Origin of the sequence: Methylobacterium sp. DB0501 (assembly GCF_011043735.1) — a bacterium.
GTDB lineage: Bacteria > Pseudomonadota > Alphaproteobacteria > Rhizobiales > Beijerinckiaceae > Methylobacterium > Methylobacterium alsaeris.
In genome coordinates, this window is record NZ_JAAKGV010000004.1 from 143,165 (window position 1) to 165,554 (window position 22,390).

The 22,390-nt window shown below is 69.7% G+C and carries 27 protein-coding genes; 26 read left to right on the top strand and 1 reads right to left on the bottom strand.

Annotated features, from left to right (window positions below; translation table 11 throughout):
• The first annotated feature begins 3 nt into the window (after positions 1 to 3).
• The 7 genes from G4G93_RS07915 (at position 4) to G4G93_RS07945 (ending at position 4,673) form a co-directional block, all read left to right on the top strand.
• Complete coding sequence (locus G4G93_RS07915) at positions 4 to 318, top strand: DUF837 domain-containing protein (RefSeq protein ID WP_165082894.1); 315 nt, start codon at positions 4 to 6, stop codon at positions 316 to 318.
• On the top strand, positions 318 to 620 hold the full coding sequence (locus tag G4G93_RS07920; protein ID WP_165082896.1) for a hypothetical protein: 303 nt from the start codon (positions 318 to 320) through the stop codon (positions 618 to 620). The genes G4G93_RS07915 and G4G93_RS07920 overlap by 1 nt, the downstream gene beginning before the upstream one ends.
• An 85-nt stretch (positions 621 to 705) precedes the next feature.
• A complete protein-coding gene (locus G4G93_RS07925; RefSeq protein WP_165082898.1) occupies positions 706 to 969 on the top strand; it encodes a hypothetical protein in 264 nt (87 codons plus the stop codon).
• The gene (locus G4G93_RS07930) at positions 966 to 1,607 is read left to right on the top strand and encodes a helix-turn-helix domain-containing protein (protein WP_165082900.1); all 642 of its coding nucleotides are present in this window, start codon (positions 966 to 968) and stop codon (positions 1,605 to 1,607) included. Before G4G93_RS07925 ends, G4G93_RS07930 begins: the two co-directional genes overlap by 4 nt.
• Positions 1,604 to 3,082, top strand: coding sequence for a DEAD/DEAH box helicase (locus tag G4G93_RS07935; protein WP_165082902.1), 1,479 nt, complete (start codon positions 1,604 to 1,606; stop codon positions 3,080 to 3,082). Before G4G93_RS07930 ends, G4G93_RS07935 begins: the two co-directional genes overlap by 4 nt.
• Positions 3,063 to 3,989 (top strand): toprim domain-containing protein, encoded by a 927-nt coding sequence (locus G4G93_RS07940; RefSeq protein ID WP_165082904.1) that lies wholly within the window; start codon positions 3,063 to 3,065, stop codon positions 3,987 to 3,989. The genes G4G93_RS07935 and G4G93_RS07940 overlap by 20 nt, the downstream gene beginning before the upstream one ends.
• A gap of 69 nt (positions 3,990 to 4,058) precedes the next feature.
• Positions 4,059 to 4,673 (top strand): transcription termination/antitermination NusG family protein, encoded by a 615-nt coding sequence (locus tag G4G93_RS07945; RefSeq protein ID WP_165082906.1) that lies wholly within the window; start codon positions 4,059 to 4,061, stop codon positions 4,671 to 4,673.
• Between the two features lie 292 nt (positions 4,674 to 4,965).
• On the opposite strand, the gene G4G93_RS07950 is transcribed toward G4G93_RS07945, so the two are convergent.
• Positions 4,966 to 5,265, bottom strand: coding sequence for a hypothetical protein (locus G4G93_RS07950; protein ID WP_165082908.1), 300 nt, complete (start codon positions 5,263 to 5,265; stop codon positions 4,966 to 4,968).
• A 244-nt stretch (positions 5,266 to 5,509) separates the two neighbouring features.
• On the opposite strand from G4G93_RS07950, the gene G4G93_RS07955 reads away from it, so the two are divergent.
• From G4G93_RS07955 to G4G93_RS08040, 19 genes are all read left to right on the top strand, one after another.
• Positions 5,510 to 6,175 (top strand): hypothetical protein, encoded by a 666-nt coding sequence (locus tag G4G93_RS07955; RefSeq protein ID WP_312891795.1) that lies wholly within the window; start codon positions 5,510 to 5,512, stop codon positions 6,173 to 6,175.
• A gap of 34 nt (positions 6,176 to 6,209) precedes the next feature.
• A complete protein-coding gene (locus tag G4G93_RS07960) occupies positions 6,210 to 8,210 on the top strand; it encodes a phage terminase large subunit family protein (RefSeq protein WP_246736609.1) in 2,001 nt (666 codons plus the stop codon).
• 2 nt (positions 8,211 to 8,212) lie between these two features.
• Positions 8,213 to 8,467: a phage head-tail joining protein gene (locus G4G93_RS07965; RefSeq protein ID WP_165082912.1), complete on the top strand. Its 255-nt coding sequence runs from the start codon at positions 8,213 to 8,215 to the stop codon at positions 8,465 to 8,467.
• Positions 8,468 to 8,529: 62 nt separating this feature from the next.
• Complete coding sequence (locus G4G93_RS07970; RefSeq protein WP_165083227.1) at positions 8,530 to 10,077, top strand: phage portal protein; 1,548 nt, start codon at positions 8,530 to 8,532, stop codon at positions 10,075 to 10,077.
• Between the two features lie 11 nt (positions 10,078 to 10,088).
• A complete protein-coding gene (locus tag G4G93_RS07975; RefSeq protein WP_165082914.1) occupies positions 10,089 to 11,240 on the top strand; it encodes a head maturation protease, ClpP-related in 1,152 nt (383 codons plus the stop codon).
• A 3-nt stretch (positions 11,241 to 11,243) separates the two neighbouring features.
• Positions 11,244 to 11,624 carry a head decoration protein gene (locus G4G93_RS07980; RefSeq protein ID WP_165082916.1) on the top strand — a complete coding sequence of 127 codons (381 nt, stop codon included), beginning with the start codon at positions 11,244 to 11,246 and terminating at the stop codon, positions 11,622 to 11,624.
• Between the two features lie 6 nt (positions 11,625 to 11,630).
• The gene (locus tag G4G93_RS07985) at positions 11,631 to 12,686 is read left to right on the top strand and encodes a major capsid protein (protein WP_206289614.1); all 1,056 of its coding nucleotides are present in this window, start codon (positions 11,631 to 11,633) and stop codon (positions 12,684 to 12,686) included.
• Between the two features lie 23 nt (positions 12,687 to 12,709).
• Entirely contained in the window at positions 12,710 to 13,057 is a 348-nt protein-coding gene (locus G4G93_RS07990; RefSeq protein ID WP_246736610.1) for a hypothetical protein, read from the top strand.
• Positions 13,058 to 13,068: 11 nt separating this feature from the next.
• Complete coding sequence (locus tag G4G93_RS07995; protein WP_246736611.1) at positions 13,069 to 13,416, top strand: hypothetical protein; 348 nt, start codon at positions 13,069 to 13,071, stop codon at positions 13,414 to 13,416.
• Entirely contained in the window at positions 13,413 to 14,078 is a 666-nt protein-coding gene (locus G4G93_RS08000) for a DUF6441 family protein (protein WP_165082921.1), read from the top strand. Before G4G93_RS07995 ends, G4G93_RS08000 begins: the two co-directional genes overlap by 4 nt.
• A gap of 14 nt (positions 14,079 to 14,092) precedes the next feature.
• Entirely contained in the window at positions 14,093 to 14,671 is a 579-nt protein-coding gene (locus tag G4G93_RS08005) for a hypothetical protein (RefSeq protein WP_165082923.1), read from the top strand.
• Between the two features lie 174 nt (positions 14,672 to 14,845).
• A complete protein-coding gene (locus tag G4G93_RS35790; protein WP_246736612.1) occupies positions 14,846 to 15,004 on the top strand; it encodes a hypothetical protein in 159 nt (52 codons plus the stop codon).
• A gap of 239 nt (positions 15,005 to 15,243) precedes the next feature.
• Positions 15,244 to 15,501, top strand: a complete 258-nt coding sequence (locus tag G4G93_RS35795; RefSeq protein WP_246736613.1) for a hypothetical protein — start codon at positions 15,244 to 15,246, stop codon at positions 15,499 to 15,501.
• Positions 15,501 to 15,935 carry a hypothetical protein gene (locus G4G93_RS08015; protein WP_165082927.1) on the top strand — a complete coding sequence of 145 codons (435 nt, stop codon included), beginning with the start codon at positions 15,501 to 15,503 and terminating at the stop codon, positions 15,933 to 15,935. Before G4G93_RS35795 ends, G4G93_RS08015 begins: the two co-directional genes overlap by 1 nt.
• 17 nt (positions 15,936 to 15,952) lie before the next feature.
• Positions 15,953 to 16,894 (top strand): phage tail tube protein, encoded by a 942-nt coding sequence (locus tag G4G93_RS08020; protein WP_165082929.1) that lies wholly within the window; start codon positions 15,953 to 15,955, stop codon positions 16,892 to 16,894.
• 513 nt (positions 16,895 to 17,407) lie between these two features.
• A complete protein-coding gene (locus G4G93_RS08025; RefSeq protein WP_165082931.1) occupies positions 17,408 to 17,824 on the top strand; it encodes a hypothetical protein in 417 nt (138 codons plus the stop codon).
• Positions 17,825 to 17,874: 50 nt separating this feature from the next.
• Positions 17,875 to 18,075 carry a hypothetical protein gene (locus tag G4G93_RS08030; protein ID WP_165082933.1) on the top strand — a complete coding sequence of 67 codons (201 nt, stop codon included), beginning with the start codon at positions 17,875 to 17,877 and terminating at the stop codon, positions 18,073 to 18,075.
• Positions 18,065 to 22,012, top strand: a complete 3,948-nt coding sequence (locus tag G4G93_RS08035) for a phage tail length tape measure family protein (RefSeq protein WP_165082935.1) — start codon at positions 18,065 to 18,067, stop codon at positions 22,010 to 22,012. The genes G4G93_RS08030 and G4G93_RS08035 overlap by 11 nt, the downstream gene beginning before the upstream one ends.
• On the top strand, positions 22,012 to 22,386 hold the full coding sequence (locus G4G93_RS08040; RefSeq protein ID WP_165082937.1) for a hypothetical protein: 375 nt from the start codon (positions 22,012 to 22,014) through the stop codon (positions 22,384 to 22,386). The genes G4G93_RS08035 and G4G93_RS08040 overlap by 1 nt, the downstream gene beginning before the upstream one ends.
• Positions 22,387 to 22,390 lie beyond the last annotated feature (4 nt).

Here is a 22,390-nt window from a genome sequence, read left to right on the forward strand (position 1 = left end):
TCCATGACCACCCCTGATCCCGTCCTCGCCGCGGTCGCGCCGGACGCTGAGTTCGCGCCGGCCCGCGCGTACCGGGACCGTCTGTTCCGGGCCTGGGTCGACGCCAAGCGGATCGCCGCCGACAGCGAGGACCCGGCCGACCACGCCGCGGTCGGTGCAGCCTACACCGCCTTCATGAGAGCGCACCTCGCCCGCGACGAGCGCGACCACCTGGCGCTCGAGGATGAGGTCTCCCGCCTGACGGCCGAGAACCTGCGGCTGCGGGGTGCGATCCTAACCGCAGCCTCGGCGGTCACCCTGCCGGAGGCGGCCGAGTGATGGCGGACAAGTGCGCCATCACCATCCTGGTGAGCGATCGGCCGATCTCCGGCCCCCGGCTCGACCAGCTCATCCGCTGGTACGACGCCCAGGCCCGCTCGGAAGAACAACTCGCCGACGCACTCGCCACCAGCGACCTGACCGAGGCGGCACAGAAGAATCGGGCCCGGGCTCGCGCGCACCGCGACACGGTCCTGGCTCTCTCGCTGCTGCAGCCGGCACCCGAGCCGCCTGTCACCGAATTCCGGGCCCACCTGACCACCAAGGAGCGGCCGAGGGCGCAGGTGCGCGCGCCGCCGTGACCGCCCGCGCCTAGGGCGCCAGCCCCCTTCCCATCCGCCGAAACCTGCAACCGACCGCGTCAGCGGTTCTCGGAACGGTCTCGTCATGCCCGAACTCAAGACACAGCTTCGCGCCGACCCGAGCCTCTACGCCGCCGCCGACGCGGCGCTGTACGCCCTCCGCCACGAGTTGGTCCGCCGAGCCCGTGAGGCAGGCGACTACCGGATGGTGGTCGATTTTGGCGACTGCCTACTCCGCTACGGCGGCTCCACCATCGCAAAGGCGACGAGCCTGCCGGACGCCGCCGAGCGTGCCTACCGCGTGGCCGACGATCTGGTTGCCGCTTCCATGCAGGGAGGCGAGCAGTGAGCGTCGTCGCTACCAAATGGGCCAAGCGTCAGCGCGTGCGCACCACCTGCCGGGTCGTGCTGAACGCGCTCGCCGACTACGCGGACAAGGAGGGCCGCTGCTGGCCCTCGCAGGCGACGCTGGCCGCTGAGACCGGCCTCGCAGTTCGCACCATCCGCCTTGTCCTGGCCGAGTTGAGCGCCGCCGGTGCCATCGCCCGGACGCACCGCGGCAACGGTGTGGGCGGACGCGCCTCGGACCTGATCGTCCTCAACTTGGCGGCAGATTTCGACCTCGTCACGGTTGCTGTCGATCCCATGGACCGACCCGAGCCGGCCCGCCCCTCAGGCCATGATTTACCGGCAGATGATGCCGCTAAATCCGGAAATGGTTACCGGCATATCAAGGACGGGTTAGCGGCATCTGAAGGTAAGGTTAGCGGCACCACGTGCCGGGGAAAGAACCTACCAAGAACTACCATGAACCTTCTTCCTAGCCGTGAGAAGAGGTTTCAGGATGTGGAGCAGGTAGGCGCGACCCGCCGCCCCGGCACCCCCTTCGACCCGTTTGGCGACGACGCTTTCGGCCCAAGCTCCCCCCTCGGCTTGGACAGCCCGGCCTGGGACGATCTCGACGTTGCCGCAGGGGGCGACCGATGACCCGGCAGCTTCGCCCCCATCAGGTCGCGATCATCGACCGCCTCCGGGACTCGCTCCGCAGCGGCCGGCGCCGCCCGATGCTCCAGGCCCCGACCGGCTTCGGAAAGACCGTCGTCGGCGCGGCGCTGGTGAAGGGCTCGCTGGCGAAGGGCAAGCGGATCCTGTTCGTTGTTCCCGCTTTGTCCCTCATCGACCAGACCGTCCGGTCGTTCTTCACCGAGGGAATCCACGACGTGGGGGTGATCCAGGGCAGCCACCCTATGACCGATGCGAGCAAGCCGGTGCAGGTCGCGTCGATCCAGACCCTGCAGCGCCGGGCGATCCCGCCGTTCGACATCGTCGTGATCGACGAGGCGCATCGCTGGTTCGAGATGCTGGGCGTGTGGATGGGCGATCCGGCCTGGCAGCGAGTCCCGTTCGTCGGCCTTTCGGCGACGCCGTGGACGAAGGGCTTGGGGAAGTTCTACGACGACCTGATCCAGGTCACGACCACCGCCGATCTGATCGAGGCCGGCTACCTCTCGCCGTTCCGGGTCTACGCACCGTCGCATCCCGATCTGTCCGAGGTCCGCACGGTGGCCGGAGACTACCACGAGGGCGACCTCGGCGAGGCGATGAACCAGGCCAGCCTCGTCGCCGACGTCGTCCAGACTTGGCTCCGGCGCGGTGAGAACCGCCCGACGTTCATCTTCGCCGTCGACCGGCCGCACGCCAAGCACCTCCAGGCGCAGTTCCAGGCCGCCGGTGTAGCGACGGGCTACATCGACGCCTACACCGGCAGCGAGGAGCGCGAATCGCTGTTCCGGCAGTTCACCCACGGCGAGCTGAAGGCGATCGCGAGCGTCGGCTGCCTCACCACCGGCGTGGATCTCGACGTGCGCTGCATCGTGCTGGCGCGGCCGACCAAGTCCGAGATGCTGTTCGTCCAGATCATCGGGCGGGGCCTGCGGACAGCGCCGGGCAAGGCCGACTGCCTGGTCCTCGACCATTCCGACACGCACCTGCGGCTCGGCTTCGTGACCGACATCCACCACGACCGGCTCGACGACGGCCGGGAGCGCCAGAAGCGCGACGCGAGGGAGCGCCCGGAGCCCCTGCCGAAGGAGTGCTCGTCCTGCTCCTTCCTCAAGCCGCCGAAGGTCCATGCCTGCCCGGCCTGCGGCTTCAAGCCGGAGAAGCAGAGCGAGATCCAGTGCGAGGACGGCGAACTCGTCGAGGTGAAGCCGCTCAAGGCCAGGGCCAAGACGCTCGAGAAGGCCGACCTGTTCGGGCAGCTCAAGCTCGTCGGGCGGCGCCGGGGCTACTCCGCCGGCTGGGCGGCGAACCAGTTCCGCGAGCTGACCGGCGTCTGGCCCAACCACTACCGGGACGTGCCGGAGGTCGAGCCCACCCCAGAAATCTTGAGCTGGGTCCGGTCTCGCGCGATCGCTTTCGCCAAGAAGCAGGAGGTCCACCATGTCCAGGCCGCTGAGTGAACGCGCCAGCGGTCGGTGGTCCGAACTCCTGCCCCTCCTCGGGGTGGATCGGAAGTACCTCACCGCGAAGCAAGGCCCCTGCCCTCTCTGCAGCGGCAAGACACGATTCCGTTTCGACGACCTCGAAGGTCGAGGGACCTGGATCTGCAATCACTGCGGGCCCGGCGACGGCCCGACGCTGGCGATACGGGTGCTTGGCATCTCGTTCAGGGAGGTGGCCGAGCGCGTCGATGCTCTAATGGGCACGGTCCCAGCCCGCCCAGTGCGGGGAAAGCGCTCCGCCGACGATTGCCGCGAGCGCCTGAACCGGCTGTGGCGGTCCTCCGCTCCGGTTCAGCCCGGCGACCCCGTTGCTCGCTACCTCGCACAGCGCGTTGGCCTGGCGACCATCCCGGCTTGCCTGCGCACAGTCACCCGCCTCCGCTACCAGGGCGAGACGCCCTCCTGGCATCCGGCCATGCTCGCCATGGTCACCGGGCCCGACGGCGCGCCGGCTACGATCCACCGCACCTACCTGACCGAGGACGGCAGGAAGGCGCCGGTCGACGATCCGCGCCGGATGATGCCCGGCCCCATCCCTGCTGGCGCCGCGATCCGCCTCTTCGATCCCGGCCCCGTCCTCGGGATCGCCGAGGGTATCGAGACCGCTTTTGCCGCGGCGTCTCTCTTCGGCATCCCGTGTTGGGCCGCAATCAACTCCACCCTGCTCGCCAAGTGGGAGCCGCCACCCGACGTTCAGGAAGTCGTCGTGTTTGGGGATTCTGATGCAGCTTACGCTGGGCAGGCCGCCGCCTATGCCCTCGCTCACCGAATTCGACGCGACATATCCACCGTGCGAGTGGAGATACCCACGCAAATCGGGGCTGACTGGTGTGATGTCCTGGCAACTCGACTAATTGCCGCCTGAATTTTTGCTTATCCTGTTCGCCGGCGTCGTGAGTGGACCTTGCCATGATTGAGTATGGAGTAGTCTGAAATGTCCCGCCGCTCGATCGCTCTTGCCCAGGCTGCTGGTGACGCGACGGACGCGCCGGTGCTGCCGGCCGCGCCGTCGCTGCGCCTTGGTGATCGCTGCCGTTGGCCGCGGGACAGTCGCCGCGAGGCTGCCATGTGCCAGGCCGCCGGCGAGCCCAACCCGGTCCGCTGGCATGCTGCTGTCACTAACCCTGGCTGCGAGATCCAGGTGCGCGACGCCATGGCCCGAAGGGGCGTGGACACGGTCCTCCCGATGCTCCGGTTCTGGCGGGTGCGGAATCGCAAGCGGATCGTCGCCGAGCGCCCGCTGATGGCCCGCATCGTGGTGTTCGGGCTCGACCCGTTGAGCCAGCACGTCGCCGGCATCTACGGCCTGGAGCGGGTCGTGAGGGGCGCGTCGGATCGGTGGGCGGTGCTGAACCAGGGCGAGGTGCAGGATCTGCGTCTGCGCATCCTGCGGGGCGAGTTCGACGCCACACTGAGGCAGACGGACCCGCAGATGGAGGTGCCGCCGCTGATCCGCCATTTGGTGAAGATCGGGGCGCTGCCGTACTCGGCGACCTGCACCCACAAGGCAGCGCGGAACTTGGGATTGAAATTCAAGGACGTGGCATGATATCGGGAGACGTCCGCCCGGCAGTGCTCTTGCACCTGCCGTGCGTTAGCTTTGGCGCCAATGACCGCCGAGTCAGTAATTCCGCCCCGACGGTGGACCTGAGCGGGTGAGCGGCCGAGAGGGCCGCCCCGCGGTGAGGGGGCTCAGTTGAGCCCCACCCCCTGCCAGCCCACCGGCACCACCACAATGACTTCGCTGCCGATGATGCTGTTGAGCTGACCGACCATCCGGTCAGCCAGGTCGTTCCATGCGGCTGACCGGCTGGCATGGAACGACCGCGTAAGATGCCCTTTCAGGAGACCTTCTCACCGTGGAAGGTCTTTATGGAATCCATGACCTTGTCGGCGTTCGCATCATCCACCTGGACCGACACCCTGACCTTCCCGTGAAGGGCAGGCTCGCCGTCCGTGTCGGACTTGAGGTGACCGTCCTCGACATCCGCCCGTGCCGCCTCCGTCCCGGCCGTGTTCTCGCTTGAGGCCGGTCCGATGCTGACAGCCTTACGATCAAGGTTGTGCTCCTGCACGATGTGTTCGACCGCCATCTCGGCGTCCCGGCGCGATTTGAAATCGGCTGTGATGATCTTCGACATGGGGAACTCCGGCGTGCGTAGGCGCAGGTCGGCAACAAGCCTCCTGAGGGAAAGTTCAGCCCGACACCTCGTCCTGTCACAGCCACCACGACAGCGGCGTGTCCTGGGGCGGGTCGAGCGGTGGTGGAGACTGACGCCTCCCGCCCCGAAGTGTCAGGGCCCCTGGGGGATCTGGACCTATACGGGTGGTCGGGGCCCCCGAGTTTCCTAGCGCCAGAGTGCCAAAACCCGTGAACGGTGTACGGTGAACGCCCCGAGTGAACGCCCCGCCGCCACGATGACCCAGGCCGAGTTCGCTCGGCACCGCGGCGTCTCGAAGGCGATCGTCACGAAGTGGAAGGGGCAAGGCCTGCTGGCGCTGGCCGCGGACGGCCGGGTCGAGGTCGAGGCCACCGAATGGAACCTCGACCAGCGCCCCGCCACCAACCGGGGCGGCACGACGCACCGCCCGATCCGCACCATGCCACGAGCCGAGCTCGATCCGCGCGAGCGCCCGACGCCGCGGCCGAGCAAGGCGGACCACAGGGGCGCGATCCCGCAGCCGAGCCGGTCCGAGCCAGACGGTGATGAAGAGCCGCCCGAGTTCGACCCGGAGAACCCGAATCTCTCGCTCGCCGCAGCGGCGCAGCGAAAGGAGAACCACCTCGGCCTGCTCCGCCGGCAGGAGTACCTGACCAAGCAGGGCAAGCTGGTCGATCGCGCCGAGGCCGAGGCCGCCTTCTTCGACGAGGCCCGGGCGATGCGGGACGCCTGGCTCGCCTGGCCGGCCCGGGTCGGCATCGAGATGGCTGACGCGCTGAAGGTCGATGCCCGGACGCTGACCCAGGTCCTCGCCACCTATGTCCAACAGCACCTCGCCGAACTCGGCGAGCCCAGCAGTCCCGATCTCGGCTCCCCCGAGGCCGGCTGACGTCACCAGCCTACGCCGGTCCTGGCGGCGCGGCATGACCCCGCCGCCGAACCTCGACGTGGTGCAGTGGGCGGAGCGGTACCGGAAGCTCAGCAAGGAGAGCTCGAACGGCGGCAAGTTCTTCGTGTCGCGGGTGGAGGTCGCCCGCGGCCCGATGCTCTGGGCGACCGAGCCCGGGGTCAGCAAGATCACGCTCATGGCGTGCACGCAGCTGCTGAAGACGACGCTCATCGAGAACGTCATCGGCCGCTTCGCCCACGTCGATCCCTGCCCGATGCTCGGGGTGTTCCCGAAGGACGATGCGGCCGAGACCTTCTCGAAGGACCGGCTCGCACCGATGATCCGGGACACCAAGGTGCTGACCGACCTGTTCGGCGAGGCCAAGTCCCGGGACGCCGGCGCGACCTTGTCGCACAAGCAGTTCCCGGGCGGGCACATCACCCTGGTGGGCGCGAACAGCCCGACCAACCTCGCGATGCGGCCGATCCGGCTCCTGGTCTGCGACGAGATCGACAAGTACCCCTTGTCCGCCGGCGGAGAGGGCCCGCCGATCGACCTCGCCGAGGAGCGGCAGGCCGAGTTCAAGGCGAACAGCCTCACGGTGGTGGCTTGCTCGCCGACGATCGCCGGGCGCTCGGCCATCGAGGCGAGCTACGAGGAGAGCGACCAGCGCAAGGCCTTCGTCCGCTGCCCCCACCCGGGCTGCGGCACCTGGCAGTCGCTGGAATGGGAGCGGGTCCGGTTCGAGAAGGACGAGGCCGGCAAGATCCGCTCCGAGACGGCGTGGTATGAGTGCGAGGCCTGCGAGCGGCCGTGGACCGAGGCCCAGCGCCTGGTCGCGCTGAAGCAGGTCGAGTGGAGGCAGACCCGGTCGTTCACCTGCTGCGGCGAGCCGCAGACGCCGGAGCGGTGGGCGCCGCTGGCGCACGGGGTGCGGCGGGCGCTCTGCCGGCACTGCGGCGTGCAGGCGGTACCGAACGACCATGCCGGCGGCGTCGCCTCGAAGCTCTACGCACCGAAGCAGACGATCCGGGAGACGGTCGCCAAGTTCGCGCGGGCGCTGCGACGGGGGCCGGAGACGTTGCGGACCTTCTTCAACACCCAGCTCGCCCGCACCTGGAAGGAGGGCGCCGACGCGCCGGACTGGCACGACGTCTACGCCCGGCGGGACACCTACCTGTCGGGCACGGTCTGCCGGGCCGCGCTGATCCTGTTCGCCGGGGTCGACGTCCAGAAGGATCGCCTCGAGGTCGGGGTCTGGGGCTTCGGGCGGAACCGGGAACGCTGGCTGGTCGAGCACCGGGTGCTGCCGGGGCCGACGAACCGGCCGGAGGTATGGGTCGACCTCGAGGCCATGTTCCAGGAGACGTGGCAGCACGAGGCCGGCGCCGAGATGGCGGTGCGGGACTGGGGCATCGATTCGAGCGGCTTCACCGCCGAGGTCTACGCCTTCGTCCGCTCGCAGGCCGGGCGCGGCAACGTCCACGCCGTTGACGGCCAGGACAGCTACGCGTCGGCCTTCCTCGGCGTGGGGGCGAAGGACACCACCCCCGCCGGCAAGAAGCTGCGGCGCGGGCTGAAGACGATCCGGGTGGGCGCGTCGTTCGCCAAGCAGGAACTGATGGGCTGCCTCGCCCTGCAACGGCCGGCCGAGGGCAACCCCTTCCCGGCCGGCTTCGTCCACCTGCCGCGCGACGTGCCCGAGGATCAGGTCAAGCAGCTGACCGCCGAGGAACTGGTCACCCACGTCACGCGCGGCCGCACCCGGCGCGAGTGGGTGCCGATCGGCGGGCGGCGCAACGAGGTGCTGGACTGCGCGAACTACGCCCGCGGCCTCGCCGCGATGCGCGGATGGGACCGGTGGCGGGAACTGCACTGGCGCGACCTCGAGGCGGCGCTGGGCATCGAGCGGGCCCGCCCGGCGACCGATGAGGCGCCGCTGCCGCCCGCGGTCGCCGCCGGCACCCTGGCCGCGCGGAACCTGCAACGTCGCGCCGTCCGGCGCAGCCGGGTCAACAACAGGCCCACGAGGTGAGCATGGCCGACACGCCGGAACAGGAACTCGTGAAGCTGCGCGCCCAGCGGGTGAAGCTGCGCGTGGCGATGGCGAGCGGCGTGCTCACCGTCGAGGGCGCCGACAATACGGGGCGCGTCACCTACCGCACCTACGACGAGATGAAGAAGGCGCTCCGGGACCTGGATCGGGACATCACCGCGCTGGTGGTCGCGACCGGCGGGACGGTCGTGCGGCCTGCCCGGCAGGTCGTGATGACGGGGCGCAGCGGGTGGTGAGCGTGCAGCCGCCGGTCCGGTTCCGGGTGAAAGGCACCGGCGAGTACGTCGCGCCGGTCGCCATGGATCTCGACGGCGAGCCGGCCGGTACGCTCGAGGCCCCGGCCTACGACGTCGCGGGCGGGCGCGGCCGGCGCTCGCGATCCTGGCGGGTCGGCAGCTACGGCCCGAACAGCGCGATCACCTACGCGCTGGACGAGCTGCGCCGGAAGAGCCGCGACCAGACCCGGCGCAACCCCTATGCCGGCGCCGCGGTCGACCGGCTGGTGAGCAACATCGTCGGCACCGGTATCGTGCCGCGCTCCACCGCGGCGCGCTCGACCGAGGGGCTGTCCAAGGCGGAGGCCCGCCGGATCAAGAAGGAGGACGCCGCGTTCCGGGCCGGGCTGCAGGCGCTGTTCCTGGCCTGGACCGACGAGGCCGACAGCATCGGCGCCCATGACTTCTACGGCCTGCAGGCTATCGCGGTACGCGGCATGGTCGAGGGCGGCGAGAGCTTCACCCGCCTGCGCACCCGCCTGCTCTCGGACGGCCTGTCGGTGCCGTTGCAGCTGCAGGTGCTCGAAGGCGACCACTGCCCCCACCTCAAGACCGAGCCCGGCAGCAACATCCGCCAGGGCATCCGCTACAACGCGATCGGGCGGCGCCAGAGCTACTTCCTCTACCGGGAGCACCCCGGCGACGGCGTGATGGCCCCGGCCGGCCTCGAACTCGCCGAGGTGCCGGCAGCCGACGTGGCGCACCTCTATCGAGCGATGCGCCCCGGGCAGGACCGCGGCGAACCCTGGCTCGCCCGGGCGCTGCGCACGCTCTACGACCTCGACGGCTACCTGGACGCCGAACTCGTCCGCAAGAAGAACGCCGCCCGCCTCGTCGGCTTCATCAAGCGGTCCATGGAAGAGGGGGCGGACAGCCCGGCCGGATCCGGCCCGCTGGGGACGGACGGCGCCGATGACGATGGCGCCGTGTCGCTGGAATTCGAGCCCGGCACCCTGCAGGTGCTGGCCGACGGCGAGGAGGTGCAGTTCTCGGATCCGAAGGACGTCGGGCCGAACTTCGACATGTTCGTCCGGGAGGCCAAGCGCCAGATCGCGGCGGCCTGCGGCCTGCTCTACGAGATCCTGAGCGGCGACTACAGCACCCTCGACGATCGCACCCTGCGTGCCGCCCTCAACGACTTCCGCCGCGGCGTCGAGGCACTGCAACACCATCAGGTCGTGTTCCAGTTCTGCCGCCCGATCTGGCGCCGGTGGATTGATCTCGCCCTGATGTCGGGCGCGCTGAAGCTGCCGGCCGGCATGCCGCGCGCCGCCGCCTACGCCGCGAACTGGGTCCCGCAGGCCTGGCCGTACATTCACCCGGTGCAGGACGTCGAGGGCAAGACGAAGGAGATCCAGGCCGGTCTCACTTCGCGCGCCCGCAAGGTCGCCGAGGGCGGCTTCGATGCCGAGACCATCGACGCCGAGAACCAGGCGGACAACGAGCGGGCCGACGAAATGGGGCTCGCCTACACCAGCGATGGGCGGAAGGCGGTCGACACTGCGCCGGCCAGCGATCCGGCGCCGCCGGCCGACCCTGCGCCGCAGACCAAGCCCCAGCCGACAACCTGACAGGATCCGACATGGCCGTACTGGTCAACGGGAACGAGATCGTGCTCTCGGGCACGGTCGGCGACCTCTATTGGGACGAGTGCTTCACCGCGTCCGACGTCATCGTGGCCCTGGCCCAGGTCGGGCGCGGCGCAGACGTCACGATCCGCCTCAACAGCGGCGGTGGAATCGCCACCGAGGGCGCGGCGATCCACTCCGCGCTCGCGGCGCACACCGGCCGCAAGACGATCGTCGTGGAGGGCATCGCGGCTTCGGCGGCCTCCGTCATCGCGATGGCCGGGGATGAGATCGTCATGGCGCTTGGCGCCCTGATGATGGTGCACGACCCCTCAGGCTTCACCTTCGGCACCGTGTCGGATCACGAGGCCTCGGTGCGCAGCCTGACCGCACTCGCGACGGCGATGGCTGGCATCTACGCCGACCGCACCGGGCACACCGCCGATGAGGCCCGCGCCGACATGCGCGCCGAGATCTGGATGACGCCCGAGGAGGCGGTCGAGCGCGGCTATGCGGACCGCGTCCAGGCCAAGGCTGCCAACGACGATGCAGTGCCGGCCGAGCCGACCGCCTTCGATTACCGCCTCTTCACCCATCCGCCGGAGCGCCTTGTCGCCCTGGCCGATCAGCGCGCGTGGACGAACCGTGCCCGTGCGACCGCCGCGGCGCCCGCCGCCCCACCCCGCCAGAAGGAGAAGCTGATGGCGACCGAGAAGGCGGGCAACGAGCCCGCCCCCACCACCAAGCCGGCGCCTCAGCCGGCGCCCGCTCCGACCGCCACCGTGGCTCGCTCCGACGCGGCCGAGATCGCCCGGCTCTGCGTCGAGGGTGGCGTCCCGGCTATGGCGTCGAACCTCCTCGCCGAGGGCGTGACGATCGACCAGGCCAAGGCCCGGATCGGGGCGGCCGGCGAGATCAAGAACCTCGTCGCGCTCGCCCGCCGCAAGGATCCGACCCTGCCGGCCGACCTCGACGCCACGATGCTCGCCGAGGGCAAGACCGTGGAGCAGGCCCGGGCCGCGCTCTTCGACAGGCTGGTAGCCGCCGAGGAGAAGACCTCGATCTCGTCCCACCCGCCGGCGCCCACGGGCAACGCCGGTCTCATTGCCTCCGCCAGCAGCATGGAGCGCGAGCTCCGCCGCGCCGGCATGAAGAAGGACGCCTGATCCATGGCCCTCCTCGAGACCGCAATCGTCGCCTCCGACTGGCTGAAGTCGGAGGACGGCTCCTACCGCAGCCGCGACACGGCGATCATCGCCTCGGGCTCCGGCAAGCTCGTCTCCGGCACCGTGCTCGCCAAGGTCACGGCCACCGGCAAGTACGTGCCGGCCGCGGCCTCCGGCTCCGACGGCTCGCAGACCGCCGTGGCGGTGCTGCTGTTCCCGGTCGACACGACGAGCGCCGACGCCAAGGCGGTGATCGTGTCCCGGCACGCCATCGCGAGCCACGCCGGCCTCACCTACGGGGCCACCATCAACGATGCCACGAAGCGCGCAGCGGCGAACGCCCAGCTTGGCGCGGTCGGCATCATCGTCCGTCAGGGGGCCTGAACCGCGATGCCCGAGATCCTCGATATCTTCAACCAGGACGCCTTCTCGGCGTCCGCTCTCACCGGCAACATCACGCTGGTGCCGAACGCCTATGGGCGCATCAACGCGCTCGGGCTGTTCCGGCCCGAGCCGATCGCCACCACCACGGTGACGGTGATCCTCGAGAACGGCGTGCTCAACCTGCTGCCGACCCGGCCGCGCGGCGCCCCGGCGACGCTCGGCACCCGCGGCCGGCAGCGGCCGAAGGCGTTCCCCGTGCCGCACATCCCGCACGAGGACAGCGTGCTGGCGACCGATGTCCAGAACATGCTGGCGCTCACGCCGAACGGCATCGTCGGCCTGGAGACTGTCCTGGGTTTCCTGAACCGGAAGCTGATCGTGATGCGCAACAAGCACGCGATCACGCTGGAGAAGCTGCGGATGGACGCGCTCAAGGGGGTGATCCGCGACTACGACGGTTCGGTCATCCTCGACCTGTTCGCCGCCTTCGGGGTGACGCAGCAGGTGGTGGACTTCGCGCTCGGCACTGCGGCGACCGACGTGCTCGGCAAGTGCCAGGACGTGACCGGCTACATGGAGGACAACCTCCTCGGCGAGACCATGACCGGAGTGCACGCGCTCGCGTCGCCCGAGTGGTTCCGCAAGTTCACCACGCACGCCAGCGTGAAGGAGGCCTACAAGTACTACCAGTCGGGGCCGCAGATCCTGCGCGAGGACGTCCGCAAGGGCTTCACCTTCGGCGGCATCACCTTCGAGGAGTACCGCGGCTCAGCCTCCTATGTGCAGGAGGACGGGACCACCAGTGTGCCGGAGCGGTTCGTCCCGGCCGGCGACGTGCGGTTCTTCCCGCTCGGCACCACCGACACCTTCACGAACTACTGGGCGCCGCCCGACTTCTGGTCGGCGGTGAACCAGGCGCCGGCGATCGGCGACGCCGAGGTGTTCGTGGCGCCGCTCGAGCCGAAGAAGTTCGGCAAGGGCATGGACATCCACACCGAGTCCAACCCGCTCCCGCTCGTGAAGCGCCCGGCGCTGCTGGTGCGCGGCACCACCTCGAACTGAGGCGGGGCACGCGGCCCATCCGCATGATCGTCGCCGACGAGGTCGACCCTTATCCGCCCGGGATCCTGGGCGGCCCCATCGTCCTGACGCCTGCACAGCAGGCTATCATCCAGAGGAGCGACGCCATGCGGCTGCGCGAGAAGGGCAAGACGGGCGGCGAGCCCGTCACCATGGGCTGGGACGAGGCGCAGGCGGCCCTCGCCGCCGGCACGCACGAGGTCGCCGAGGGCTCAGATGTCGACACCGGCGGCGATGCCCCGGCGGCCGAGGCCGAGGGCACCGCGGGCGCGGATCAGGGCAAGCAGAGCGGCGACGCTTCGAAGGCCAAGACCGAGGCCGACGCCACCAAGGCGCAGCGCGCCGCGCGATGAGCGTCCTGTCGATGGCGGTCGACGCCCTCTTCGAGGATCCGAACCTCAGCTGCGACGCCGTGTGGCGGGCGAACGGTGCCGGCGATGGCCTGCCCGTCCGGATCCGCCGGCGCTCGCCGGAGGGGATCGTCGGAGCGGGCGGCGGTCAATTCGACCTCGATGCCATGCTGATCGACGTCCGCTTGTCGGAGGTGCCGAGCCCGGCCAAGGGCGACACCTTCGAGGTAGGGGTGGAGGACGGCGAGCCCGGCGGCCTGTTCGAGGTCATCGGGCTCGCCACGATCGACAGCCACCGCCTGGTGCGCACCTGCGAGGTGGCGGCGATCGCCGAGGACGATCCGGAGGACGAGGAGCCGTGAGGCTCACCGCCCGGGCGCCGGACATCCGCGGCGCTCTCTCCGGCACCGAGGTGCAGATCGCCCGCTCGGTCACCGCCGGCATGCGCAAGGTCACCGACGGGCTGAAGGAGGATCTGCGCGCCGAGGTGCGCGAAGCCGGGCTTGGTCCGCGCCTCGCCAACACCTGGCGCGGCCAAGCCTTCCCGAAGTCCGGCGAGAGCACGGACGCCGCGGCCTACGTCTCGTCGAACGCCCCGAAGCTGATCGACGCCTTCGATCGCGGGGTGACGATCAAGGCCAAGGGCGGCCAGTACCTCGCGATCCCGACGCCCGATGCCGGCGTCCGGCAGTTGTCCAAGCGCCGAACGAAGGGCTCGACCGACAACACCCTATCGCCCTCGTCGTGGGAGCGAGAGACCGGCGTCAAGCTGCGCTTCATCCCGACCCGCAGCGGCGGCGTGCTGGTGGCGGATGCCTTCTACCGGCGGCAGGCGGCGCGCTTCCAGCGGCGCAAGAGCTTCCGGGCGATCCGCGAGGCGGGCCCGGAGAGGGGCCGCAAGTTCGTGGTGATCTTCGTCCTGGTGCGCCAGGCGAAGCTCCGCAAGCGGCTCGATATCGACACCACGGCACGCGCTTGGGCCGAGCGTGTGCCCGCGGCCATTGCCGCCAATTGGCAAGCCTGAACCGAGGACGTCGCATGGCGCGCTTCGCTCCGCTCGTCGCTCTGCTCCTGCTGCTCATCGCGCCTGCCTTGGCCGAGCCGCCGCCGACCATGGCGCCGGGCGCCGCGCAGAGCGTGCAGTTGCAGCCGGTCGCGATCTACGGCGCCGACGGCAAGGTGGTCTCGTTCCCGGATCAGAACCGGACGATGGTGATGCCGTTCGTCCGGGCGACCGGTAGCGGCTTCATGCTCCCGGCGACCTCGTCGCCTCAGCAGTTCCTGGTCACCCAGCCGGGCGGCACCACCACCTACCGGGCCTATAACCCGTGCGCCGCGGCGGACGTCCGGATCACCAGCGTGTCGGCGCTCGAGCCGCTGGTTGCGGTAGCGACCGAGTACCCGGGCGTGGCGCGGGTCACCTCCCGCACGGGGACGATCGACCGGTTCAGCGGCACCCGGTTCGGCCGCGGTGCGGAGACGCTGGGCAGCGCCGCCAACCCGATGGGCGGCCCGAACCGCATCGTCTCCATCATGATCGTGCCCATCCCCGGCTATCCGGCCGACGTGTCCGGCATGACCTGCGAATTCGAGCTCATGTACGGGAACGGCGGCTGATGCGCGCTCTCCACCTTGCGCTCTGCGCCGCGCTGCTGGCCGCTCCCGCCGCGGCGCGCGTTCCCGGGACCGCGGGCCCGCCCGGCCTGCGCGGCGAGAAGGGCGAGCCCGGCCCCGCTGGTCAACCCGGCTCTCAGGGGCCACAAGGTGACCCGGGGGCACAAGGCTCCAGGGGTGAGCAGGGCAATGCAGGGGCCGCAGGCGCACAAGGTCCGAGAGGCGATGCGGGAGTTGCTGGCGCTGCTGGGCCAGCAGGGCCGCCTGGCCCCGCCGGTGCTCAAGGTAGCCCGGGAGTTGCTGGACCAACCGGACCGGCCGGCCCGCAGGGGCTGACGGGCCCGCAGGGGGAGAACGGTCCCGCCGGATCGCCCGGGCCGACAGGCGCGCAGGGTCCGGCGGGTTCGCAGGGTTCGAAAGGCGAAACCGGGGCAGCAGGTGCCGCGGGACCAGCCGGCGCGCAGGGCGCGCCTGGAGCAACCGGCGCTCAGGGGCCCGCTGGCGCGACCGGCGCCCCCGGGCCGGTCGGTCCGAAATCCAGCCAGTTCATCTGCAACACCACGATCAGCGAGACGATGCTGCTCGCCGTCTCGGCTGGAATTCGGGTCAGCCCGGCGGCCACATGCGCCGGGGCGCTGACCACCGACATCCTTGAGGTCTACCCGACCAGCCTCGCGAGCCTCACCGATGGCACCGGGGCATCGAAGGGTCTGGCCGTGCACCACCTGTTCCCGACCGCCGCCGGCCAGGTGAAGGCGGTTCTGAGCGCGCCGGCCCTGGCGATCGGCGCCTCCTACTCCATCCCCGTGGCCGTCTACGCGGTGAATCGCTGATGCCGAGCAAGCGAGAGCAGGTACTGCAGGGCGTCTCAGCCCTGCTGAAAGGTGCCCTCCCGAAGGCCGCCCACTTCCGCAACGAGGTGAAGCCCGAGGCCATCCCGGCGAACGGCTTCGTCAACATGGATGACGGCGACCCGGGCGAGCCCGAGGTCACGCTGAATCCCACCACCTGGATCTACGAGCACGCCATCCCGGTCGACGTCGCGGCGCTCAAGAGCCGGACCGTCAGCGCCGAGTTGCGCCTGGACGCCATGCTGCAGGCCATCGGCGCGGCCGTGGCGGCGGATCGGACCCTCGGTGGCCTCTGCGACTACCTGATGGTGCAGGCCGCCACCACCGAGCCGCTGACGGCGGAGGGCGCGGCCGTCTCGCGCCTGGCGCTCGTCGAGATCGTCGCCGTCTACGGCACCACCGACCCCCTGAACTGAACCCTGAGGAGAGAACCATGGCTCGCGCGCGCGGAGCGAACGCCATCCTGGCGGCTGCCTTCGAGACCACCTACGGCACCCCGCCCGCCAGCGGGTTCCGGAAGCTCCCCTTCGTCTCGTCGAACCTCGGCGAGGAGCAGGGCCTGATCGCCAGCGACCTGCTCGGCTATGGCCGCGAGCCGCTGCCGCCGACCCGCGACGTCATCAACAACGACGGCGACGTGGTCGTGCCGATCGACCTGCGCAACTTCGGCAACTGGCTGAAGCTCTTCATGGGCCAGCCGACGAGCACCACGAACACCGGCACGACCACGCACGTCTTCACCTCCGGCGCCATCGCCCTGCCGTCGTGCACCGTCGAGGTCGGCCTGCCGGAGGTGCCGAGCTACGGCCAGAACTACGGCGTGCGCGGCAACACCATGCGGGTGCAGATGCAGCGCTCCGGCCTGCTCACCGCGACGCTCGGCCTGATGGCTCAGGGCGAGAACAAGCTGGTGGCGTCGGCCGCCGGCACGCTCGCCGAGGCCTCGGTCGAGCGGTTCTCGCCGTTCCAGGGTGCCATCACTCGCGCCGGCGCGGCGCTCGGCTCCGTGGTCAGCGCGGATTTCACCTACACGAACAACCTCGACAAAGTGGAGGTCATCCGCGGAGACGGCCGGATCGAGGATGCCGACCCCGGCATGGTCGGCATGTCCGGGAGCATCGCCGTGCGGTTCAAGGACACCACGCTCCTCGACCAGGCCACGTCGGGCGCGCCGGTGGAGCTCACCTTCGGGTGGGTCACCGATGCTACCCGGTCGCTCGTCTTCAAGGCGCACGCCGTTTACCTGCCGCGGGCGAAGACGCCGGTGACAGGCCCGGGCGGCGTGCAGGCTACGTTCGCGTGGCAGGCGGCCAAGGACATGACGCTCAACAAGACCGTCACCGCGACGCTCATCAACAACGTCGCGACATACTGAACGCGGTACGGGCCGCGCTCCGGCCGGCAAATCTCTTGCCCTCTGGGGTCGGCCCTCGGTAGAACGGCATGCCTCCGCGATTGCGGGGATGGATCGCACGGAAGGTGTCCGCACCTGCCGTGCGTTAGCTTTGCTCACCGTGACACTGAAGCTGTAATGGCGCCTCAAGCGGCTCGACTGATTTCCATGATTAGAATATTTTTACCTCACCAAATGGACCTACTGAGCAAGTTTGTTTAAATAATGTAAACCTTCCAGCCAAGTCTACAGTCATTTTTACATCATAAAATCTGTAGGCTGGAGTGGCGCGAAATGTATTTGTCGTAATTTCTACCGATTTCAGGGTCGATCCAGATATTGTTGGAAGCTGTCTTGTTGCCGTAATCAAACACAAGCTTTCCGCCTCACCTGCCGGGTAGCTCGAAGGCACGGCCTGCGCGAACGCATGGCAGGAATATAAGATTGTTCCAGCGGTAAAAACAAACGATCTCATTCTAGCCCCTAGGAATTTTAATGTTGAAGCTCGCCCCTCAGAGCGATTCGTTCTGGCTCGATGTCCTGCCCGGCGTCCGGATCCGCTTCCGGCCGATCACCGTCGCGTCGATGCTGGTCGCCCGCGAAGCGGTCGGCAAGGTGTTCCGCGACGAGGACCAGGACGATGTCGATGCTCGCGCCAACATCGCCCTCGTGCGCGAGCTCACCCGGCGCGGCATCGTGGAGTGGGAGGGCATCGGCGACGCCGACGAGCAGCCGATCCCGGTCACCCGCGAGGCCGTCGATCTCCTGATGGAGAACTGGCCGGCCTATGACGCGATCGACAACCTCTACGTCGCTCCCGCCCTCGCGAGGGACGCGGAAAAAAACGCATCGTCGAACTCTGCAAGTGGCACTTCGGCGGAGGCGCCGAATACTGCGACGCCTGCGGCGTAGAATGCGAGACCTGCCCGTATCGCGAGCACGCGCCAGCAACGGATGACGGCGTGACGGCCTGGGCCGTCATCCGCCGCTGTGGCGGTCAGGTCCGAGCCGGCATTGGCGCCCCCTACGCCCTCGATTTCGGCGCCGTGCTGGCGCTCGCCGATGCCATGGGCGCCACCTCGGCGCTCCTCGCCGACGTCCTGCCGCACGTCGAGCCCGTCATCGTGAAGGCCTACCAGGAGCAGAGCGAGAATGCCGACTAGCGTCGCCATCCGCCTCGGCGTCGAGGGTGGGGCCGAGGTCAAGCGCGTCCTGGCTGAGACCGGCCAGGACGGCCAGGCCGCCTTTCAGAAGATCGCCGCCGCCAGCGACGCGGCCGGCGCAGCCGTCGATCGTCAGACCGCCAAGTTCCAGCGGCTGGCGGCAGCCGCCCGTGAAGCGGAGACGCAGGCGCGGGCGCAGGCGAACATCAACGCCGTGCTCGGCGTCGGCCAGGGCTCGACCGGCTCCGCGCGCGATTCGGCCTCAGTGTTCGAGTTGCAGGCGCGGGCTGCCGACGAAGCGGCGCGCCGGACCGAGGTGCTGTCGCGCGAGGTGGCAACGCTGCAGAGCCGCTTCGATCCGATGGCGGCGGCTGGTGCCCGCTACTCGGCCGCGCTGGCGGACATCGCTCGGGCGGAGGAGATCGGCGCCCTCTCGGCCAACAAGGCCGCGGCGGCGCGCCTTGCCGCGGTGCGCACATTCGAGGACAGCACCCAGCGCCTGGAGCGCGCAGGCCTCGCCCAGAAGGCCAGCGCGCAGGCGATGGTCAACGGCCAGACGATCGTGCCGAACCGCGGCGCGGACGTCGCCGCCTATGGCGATGAACTCGACCGACTGCGGGCCAAGTACAGCCCTCTGTTCGCCGCTCAGCGCGAGTACCTGGGGCAGCTTGCCGAGATCCGGCAGGCGGTGCGGAGCGGCGCGCTGACCCAGGCCGAGGGCGCCAAGGCGGTGCAGAGCACCAAGGACGCCTTCGCCCGGCAGGTGACCGACCTGCGCGCCAAGGGAGACGGCCGGCTCACCAGCTACCAGGCGCAGGGTCTGTTCTACCAGGGCACCGACATCGTCGCCTCGGCGGCGAGCGGCATGAGCCCGATGACGATCCTGCTGCAGCAGGGCGGCCAGATCGCGCCCATCTTCGCCGGCCCCGGCTCGGCGAGCATCAAGGGCGCGCTCGGGCAGGCAAGTGAGGCGGTGACCGGCTTCGTCTCGCGCATCGGCTTCGTTGGCGGCGCTATCGGCGTCGTCACCACCGCGGCGGTTGCCGGCACGGCCGCGGTGGTGTCCTACCAGAACTCCATGCGCGAGACCGAGCGTGCGCTGGCCGGCGCCGGCCGGGCCTCCGGTGCTACGGCCATGCAGATCAATGCGGCCGCCCGTGCGGCCGCGGCCTCGGGCGAGGTCTCCGTCCGGCAGGCGCGGCAGTTCTCGGCCGAGTATGCCAGCACGGGACGCGTCGGCGTCGAGATGTATGCCAGCCTCGCCCGGACCGTGCGGGACTACGCCGCCAGCACCAACCAGGACGCGGCCGACGCCAACGGCGATCTCGCCAAGGCCTTCGGTAATCCGGACCTGGTCCGCGGGCTCGACACCCTGAACGAGCGACTGGGCTTCCTGGACGATCGCACCCGGGAGACAGTCCGTCGGCTGGCTGAGCAAGGCGACCGGCTGGCGGCCCAGCGCGTCGGGTTCGACGCCTATGCCGCGGCCCTGACCAAGGCCTCGGAGCTGACCGGCACCCTCGGCGACAAGACCTCGGCGTTCGGCCGTGTGTTCGGCAACGTCTGGGACACCATCGGCGAGCGGCTGGACAAGGCCATCACCGGCGGCCCGATCGCCGACCGCATCGAGGATCTCGAGGCGCAGCTGGCGCAAACCGAGAGCCTGCGCGGCCGGCTCGGCGGTCTGTTCGACTATCGGATTGACGCTCCGGCCAACGAGCTTCGAGGTGAGATCGCGCGCCTGCGGGGGATCCAGGCGCGGCAGGCACAACAGACCGAGCGGGCCCAGACGGCGCAGCGGTCGCGGGAGATCGGTGACCTCGTGCGCTCGCTCGACCCCGAGCAGGCGCAGCTCGATAAGCTCCAGGGCACGGCGGAGCGCTTGCGCCGCTCCCTTTCCGATCCAATCACCTTCGGCCTCGGTCCGCGGGCCCTGGCTGAGACCGAGGGCGCGTTCGGGCGAGTGTCGGCGCAGCTGCGCACGATGACCGAAGACATGGAGCGCTTCGGTAGCGCGACCATCGCAGCCCAGGTGCGCGCGTCTGAGTTCGCTAACAGAGCTGCGACGCAGCGCCTGAACCCGGTCGACCGGGCCCTTGCTGGCCGACAAGAGCAATACGACACTGAGGTTCGTCGCCTTGGCATCCCTGCGACTGGCCCCTCTTCCACGCAAGTGCGCGCCGATTACGAGACCCGGATCGGCAACGCCGATGCTCGCGACATCGCAGGATTAACCGCGGCGCGGGACGCCGCGTTGAGGAACGCCCTGGCGCGTGAGGGATTGCAGAACTCCCTCAACCTCGACACCGACACGATCCGGAAGGAGACCGAGGTTCGGGCGGAGCGCACCTCGGCGTCGAGCGACTTCATTTCGGCGATGATCAACGTCGAGAGCCGCGGCAATCCGAACGCCCGCAACCCCAATTCCACAGCGACCGGACTGGGGCAGTTCATCGACAAGACGTGGCTGCGGCTGTTCCCGCAGGTCTTTCCGGATCGCGCCGCCGGCATGACGCCCGAGCAGATACTGTCTCGCCGGACCGACCGGGAGGACAGTATCGCCCTCATCCAGGCGCTCGCGGCTGAAAACCGGCGGGCGCTCGAGCGTGCGGACCTGCCCACCAACAACCGGAATCAGTATCTCGCGTGGTTCCTCGGGTCGCCCACGGCGGTCAAGGCGCTCCGGGCCGATCCCGACGCCCCCATCTCTTCGGTGGCGTCAGCCGACGCGATCGCGGCCAACCGCAAGGTGCTCGAGGGGCGCAGCGTCGGGCAGGTGCTCAACTGGGCCGACCGGACCATCAACCAGAATGCGCCCGGCATCCGCAACACCGAGCGGGACGCCTTCATCCTCCGCTCTCAGGTCACTGCGACCGACCAGACGACCGAGGCGGAGGCCAGGCGCGCCAAGGTGCAGGAGCTTTTATCGGACGCAATCTCGCGCGGCACCGAGATCGGCCGGCAGTTCACGACCGCCCAGGATCTGATGGCGGCCAAGAGCGACAAGCTGACGGACACCGCCCGCAACGAGCGGCAGGCCATGCTCGATGTGGCGGACGCCTACGCGAAGGCCTCGGCGAGCCTGGAGAACAGCCGCATCGGCAAAGACATCCTGTTCGACCGCGCACAGCTCGGGCGCACGGCATCGGAGCAGGCCGTGTATTCTCGCCTTCGTGGCACTGGACTCGGAATGGATTCGGCTGAGGCCGAGGGCCTGCGCCTGAACGAGAGCATACGGCAGACGCAGGCCGCGATGTCGAGCCTGGCGAGCATGGGCAACACGCTCATCGACCCGCTCGTGGACAGCACCCGCTCGTGGTCGGACTCCTTCCTCGATCTGTCGAAGAACATCTCGCGCGCGGCGCTTCAGGCTGCGCTGTTCGGGCAGGGTCCGCTCGCGAGCCTCTTCGGCATGCAGGGTCAGGGCGGCGGGCCGGGCGGCCTTCTCGGCAGCCTTCTCGGGGCGGCCAAGGGTAGCGGCGGTGGCGGGGTCGACGTCGGCGCGACGTCCTGGATGCCGAAGTTCGCGGACGGAGGGTGGACCGGATCGGGCGCTCGCCTCGAAGCGGCCGGCATCGTCCACAAGGGCGAGTACGTCTTCGATCAAGACGCCGTGCGACGGATCGGCCTCGACAACCTGCGGGTCATGCACCGCGGCGCTCCGGGCTATGCGGATGGAGGGTACGTCGGCCGTTCAGGCGGCTTCACCATGCCCAGCGCCGCCCCTGCCGCGAGCGCGGGTGGGGGAGCGCCGACGATCAACTTCGTCACGCCCCCGGGCATGGCGCTCGAGGCGGACGGCCCGCCACAGCGCCGCGCCGACGGCTCCTATGACCAGGTGCTGCGGACCGTCGAGAGCGGGCTGGCAGGGCGCGCCCGCAACGGCCGTGGCCCGCTTCAGCAGGCGGCCGGCGGTGCCTGGGCGCGGATCGGCTGATGGCGCTCCCCACTTGGCCGGCCGGGCTCCCGCCGTTGCGGGGGCTCGCCTCGTCGGCCGGTTCCGACAGCCTGCATCCGGAGGCGCAGTCGACCCAGTTCGACGACGGGCCGGACCGGGTCCGCCGTCGAACGCTGTTCGTCACGACACCGCTCGCGATGCAACTGCGCCTCTCGCCGACGCAGTTCGTGGCGTTCAAGGCCTTCCACCTGAACGACCTGAACACGGGCGCCCGGCGCTTCACCGCGCCGGTGCTGCTGCCTGACATGAGCGTCGGTACCCGCACCTGTCAGATCAAGGGCAAGGTCGCGTGGTCGGCGCCGAAGAAGTTCGAGTACCTCGTCTCTTTCGCCCTGACCGTCCAGGACTGGTGACCCC

What these genes read in the sequence shown, in the direction of transcription:
- G4G93_RS07915 (WP_165082894.1), top strand. Translation starts at nt 4, where the DNA reads ATGACCACCCCTGATCCCGTCCTCGCCGCGGTCGCGCCGGACGCTGAG.
- G4G93_RS07920 (WP_165082896.1), top strand. Translation starts at nt 318, where the DNA reads ATGGCGGACAAGTGCGCCATCACCATCCTGGTGAGCGATCGGCCGATC.
- G4G93_RS07925 (WP_165082898.1), top strand. Translation starts at nt 706, where the DNA reads ATGCCCGAACTCAAGACACAGCTTCGCGCCGACCCGAGCCTCTACGCC.
- G4G93_RS07935 (WP_165082902.1), top strand. Translation starts at nt 1,604, where the DNA reads ATGACCCGGCAGCTTCGCCCCCATCAGGTCGCGATCATCGACCGCCTC.
- G4G93_RS07940 (WP_165082904.1), top strand. Translation starts at nt 3,063, where the DNA reads ATGTCCAGGCCGCTGAGTGAACGCGCCAGCGGTCGGTGGTCCGAACTC.
- G4G93_RS07945 (WP_165082906.1), top strand. Translation starts at nt 4,059, where the DNA reads ATGTCCCGCCGCTCGATCGCTCTTGCCCAGGCTGCTGGTGACGCGACG.
- G4G93_RS07950 (WP_165082908.1), bottom strand. Translation starts at nt 5,265, where the DNA reads ATGTCGAAGATCATCACAGCCGATTTCAAATCGCGCCGGGACGCCGAG.
- G4G93_RS07960 (WP_246736609.1), top strand. Translation starts at nt 6,210, where the DNA reads ATGACCCCGCCGCCGAACCTCGACGTGGTGCAGTGGGCGGAGCGGTAC.
- G4G93_RS07965 (WP_165082912.1), top strand. Translation starts at nt 8,213, where the DNA reads ATGGCCGACACGCCGGAACAGGAACTCGTGAAGCTGCGCGCCCAGCGG.
- G4G93_RS07970 (WP_165083227.1), top strand. Translation starts at nt 8,530, where the DNA reads ATGGATCTCGACGGCGAGCCGGCCGGTACGCTCGAGGCCCCGGCCTAC.
- G4G93_RS07975 (WP_165082914.1), top strand. Translation starts at nt 10,089, where the DNA reads ATGGCCGTACTGGTCAACGGGAACGAGATCGTGCTCTCGGGCACGGTC.
- G4G93_RS07980 (WP_165082916.1), top strand. Translation starts at nt 11,244, where the DNA reads ATGGCCCTCCTCGAGACCGCAATCGTCGCCTCCGACTGGCTGAAGTCG.
- G4G93_RS07985 (WP_206289614.1), top strand. Translation starts at nt 11,631, where the DNA reads ATGCCCGAGATCCTCGATATCTTCAACCAGGACGCCTTCTCGGCGTCC.
- G4G93_RS07990 (WP_246736610.1), top strand. Translation starts at nt 12,710, where the DNA reads ATGATCGTCGCCGACGAGGTCGACCCTTATCCGCCCGGGATCCTGGGC.
- G4G93_RS07995 (WP_246736611.1), top strand. Translation starts at nt 13,069, where the DNA reads ATGGCGGTCGACGCCCTCTTCGAGGATCCGAACCTCAGCTGCGACGCC.
- G4G93_RS08005 (WP_165082923.1), top strand. Translation starts at nt 14,093, where the DNA reads ATGGCGCGCTTCGCTCCGCTCGTCGCTCTGCTCCTGCTGCTCATCGCG.
- G4G93_RS35795 (WP_246736613.1), top strand. Translation starts at nt 15,244, where the DNA reads ATGCTGCTCGCCGTCTCGGCTGGAATTCGGGTCAGCCCGGCGGCCACA.
- G4G93_RS08015 (WP_165082927.1), top strand. Translation starts at nt 15,501, where the DNA reads ATGCCGAGCAAGCGAGAGCAGGTACTGCAGGGCGTCTCAGCCCTGCTG.
- G4G93_RS08020 (WP_165082929.1), top strand. Translation starts at nt 15,953, where the DNA reads ATGGCTCGCGCGCGCGGAGCGAACGCCATCCTGGCGGCTGCCTTCGAG.
- G4G93_RS08025 (WP_165082931.1), top strand. Translation starts at nt 17,408, where the DNA reads ATGTTGAAGCTCGCCCCTCAGAGCGATTCGTTCTGGCTCGATGTCCTG.
- G4G93_RS08035 (WP_165082935.1), top strand. Translation starts at nt 18,065, where the DNA reads ATGCCGACTAGCGTCGCCATCCGCCTCGGCGTCGAGGGTGGGGCCGAG.
- G4G93_RS08040 (WP_165082937.1), top strand. Translation starts at nt 22,012, where the DNA reads ATGGCGCTCCCCACTTGGCCGGCCGGGCTCCCGCCGTTGCGGGGGCTC.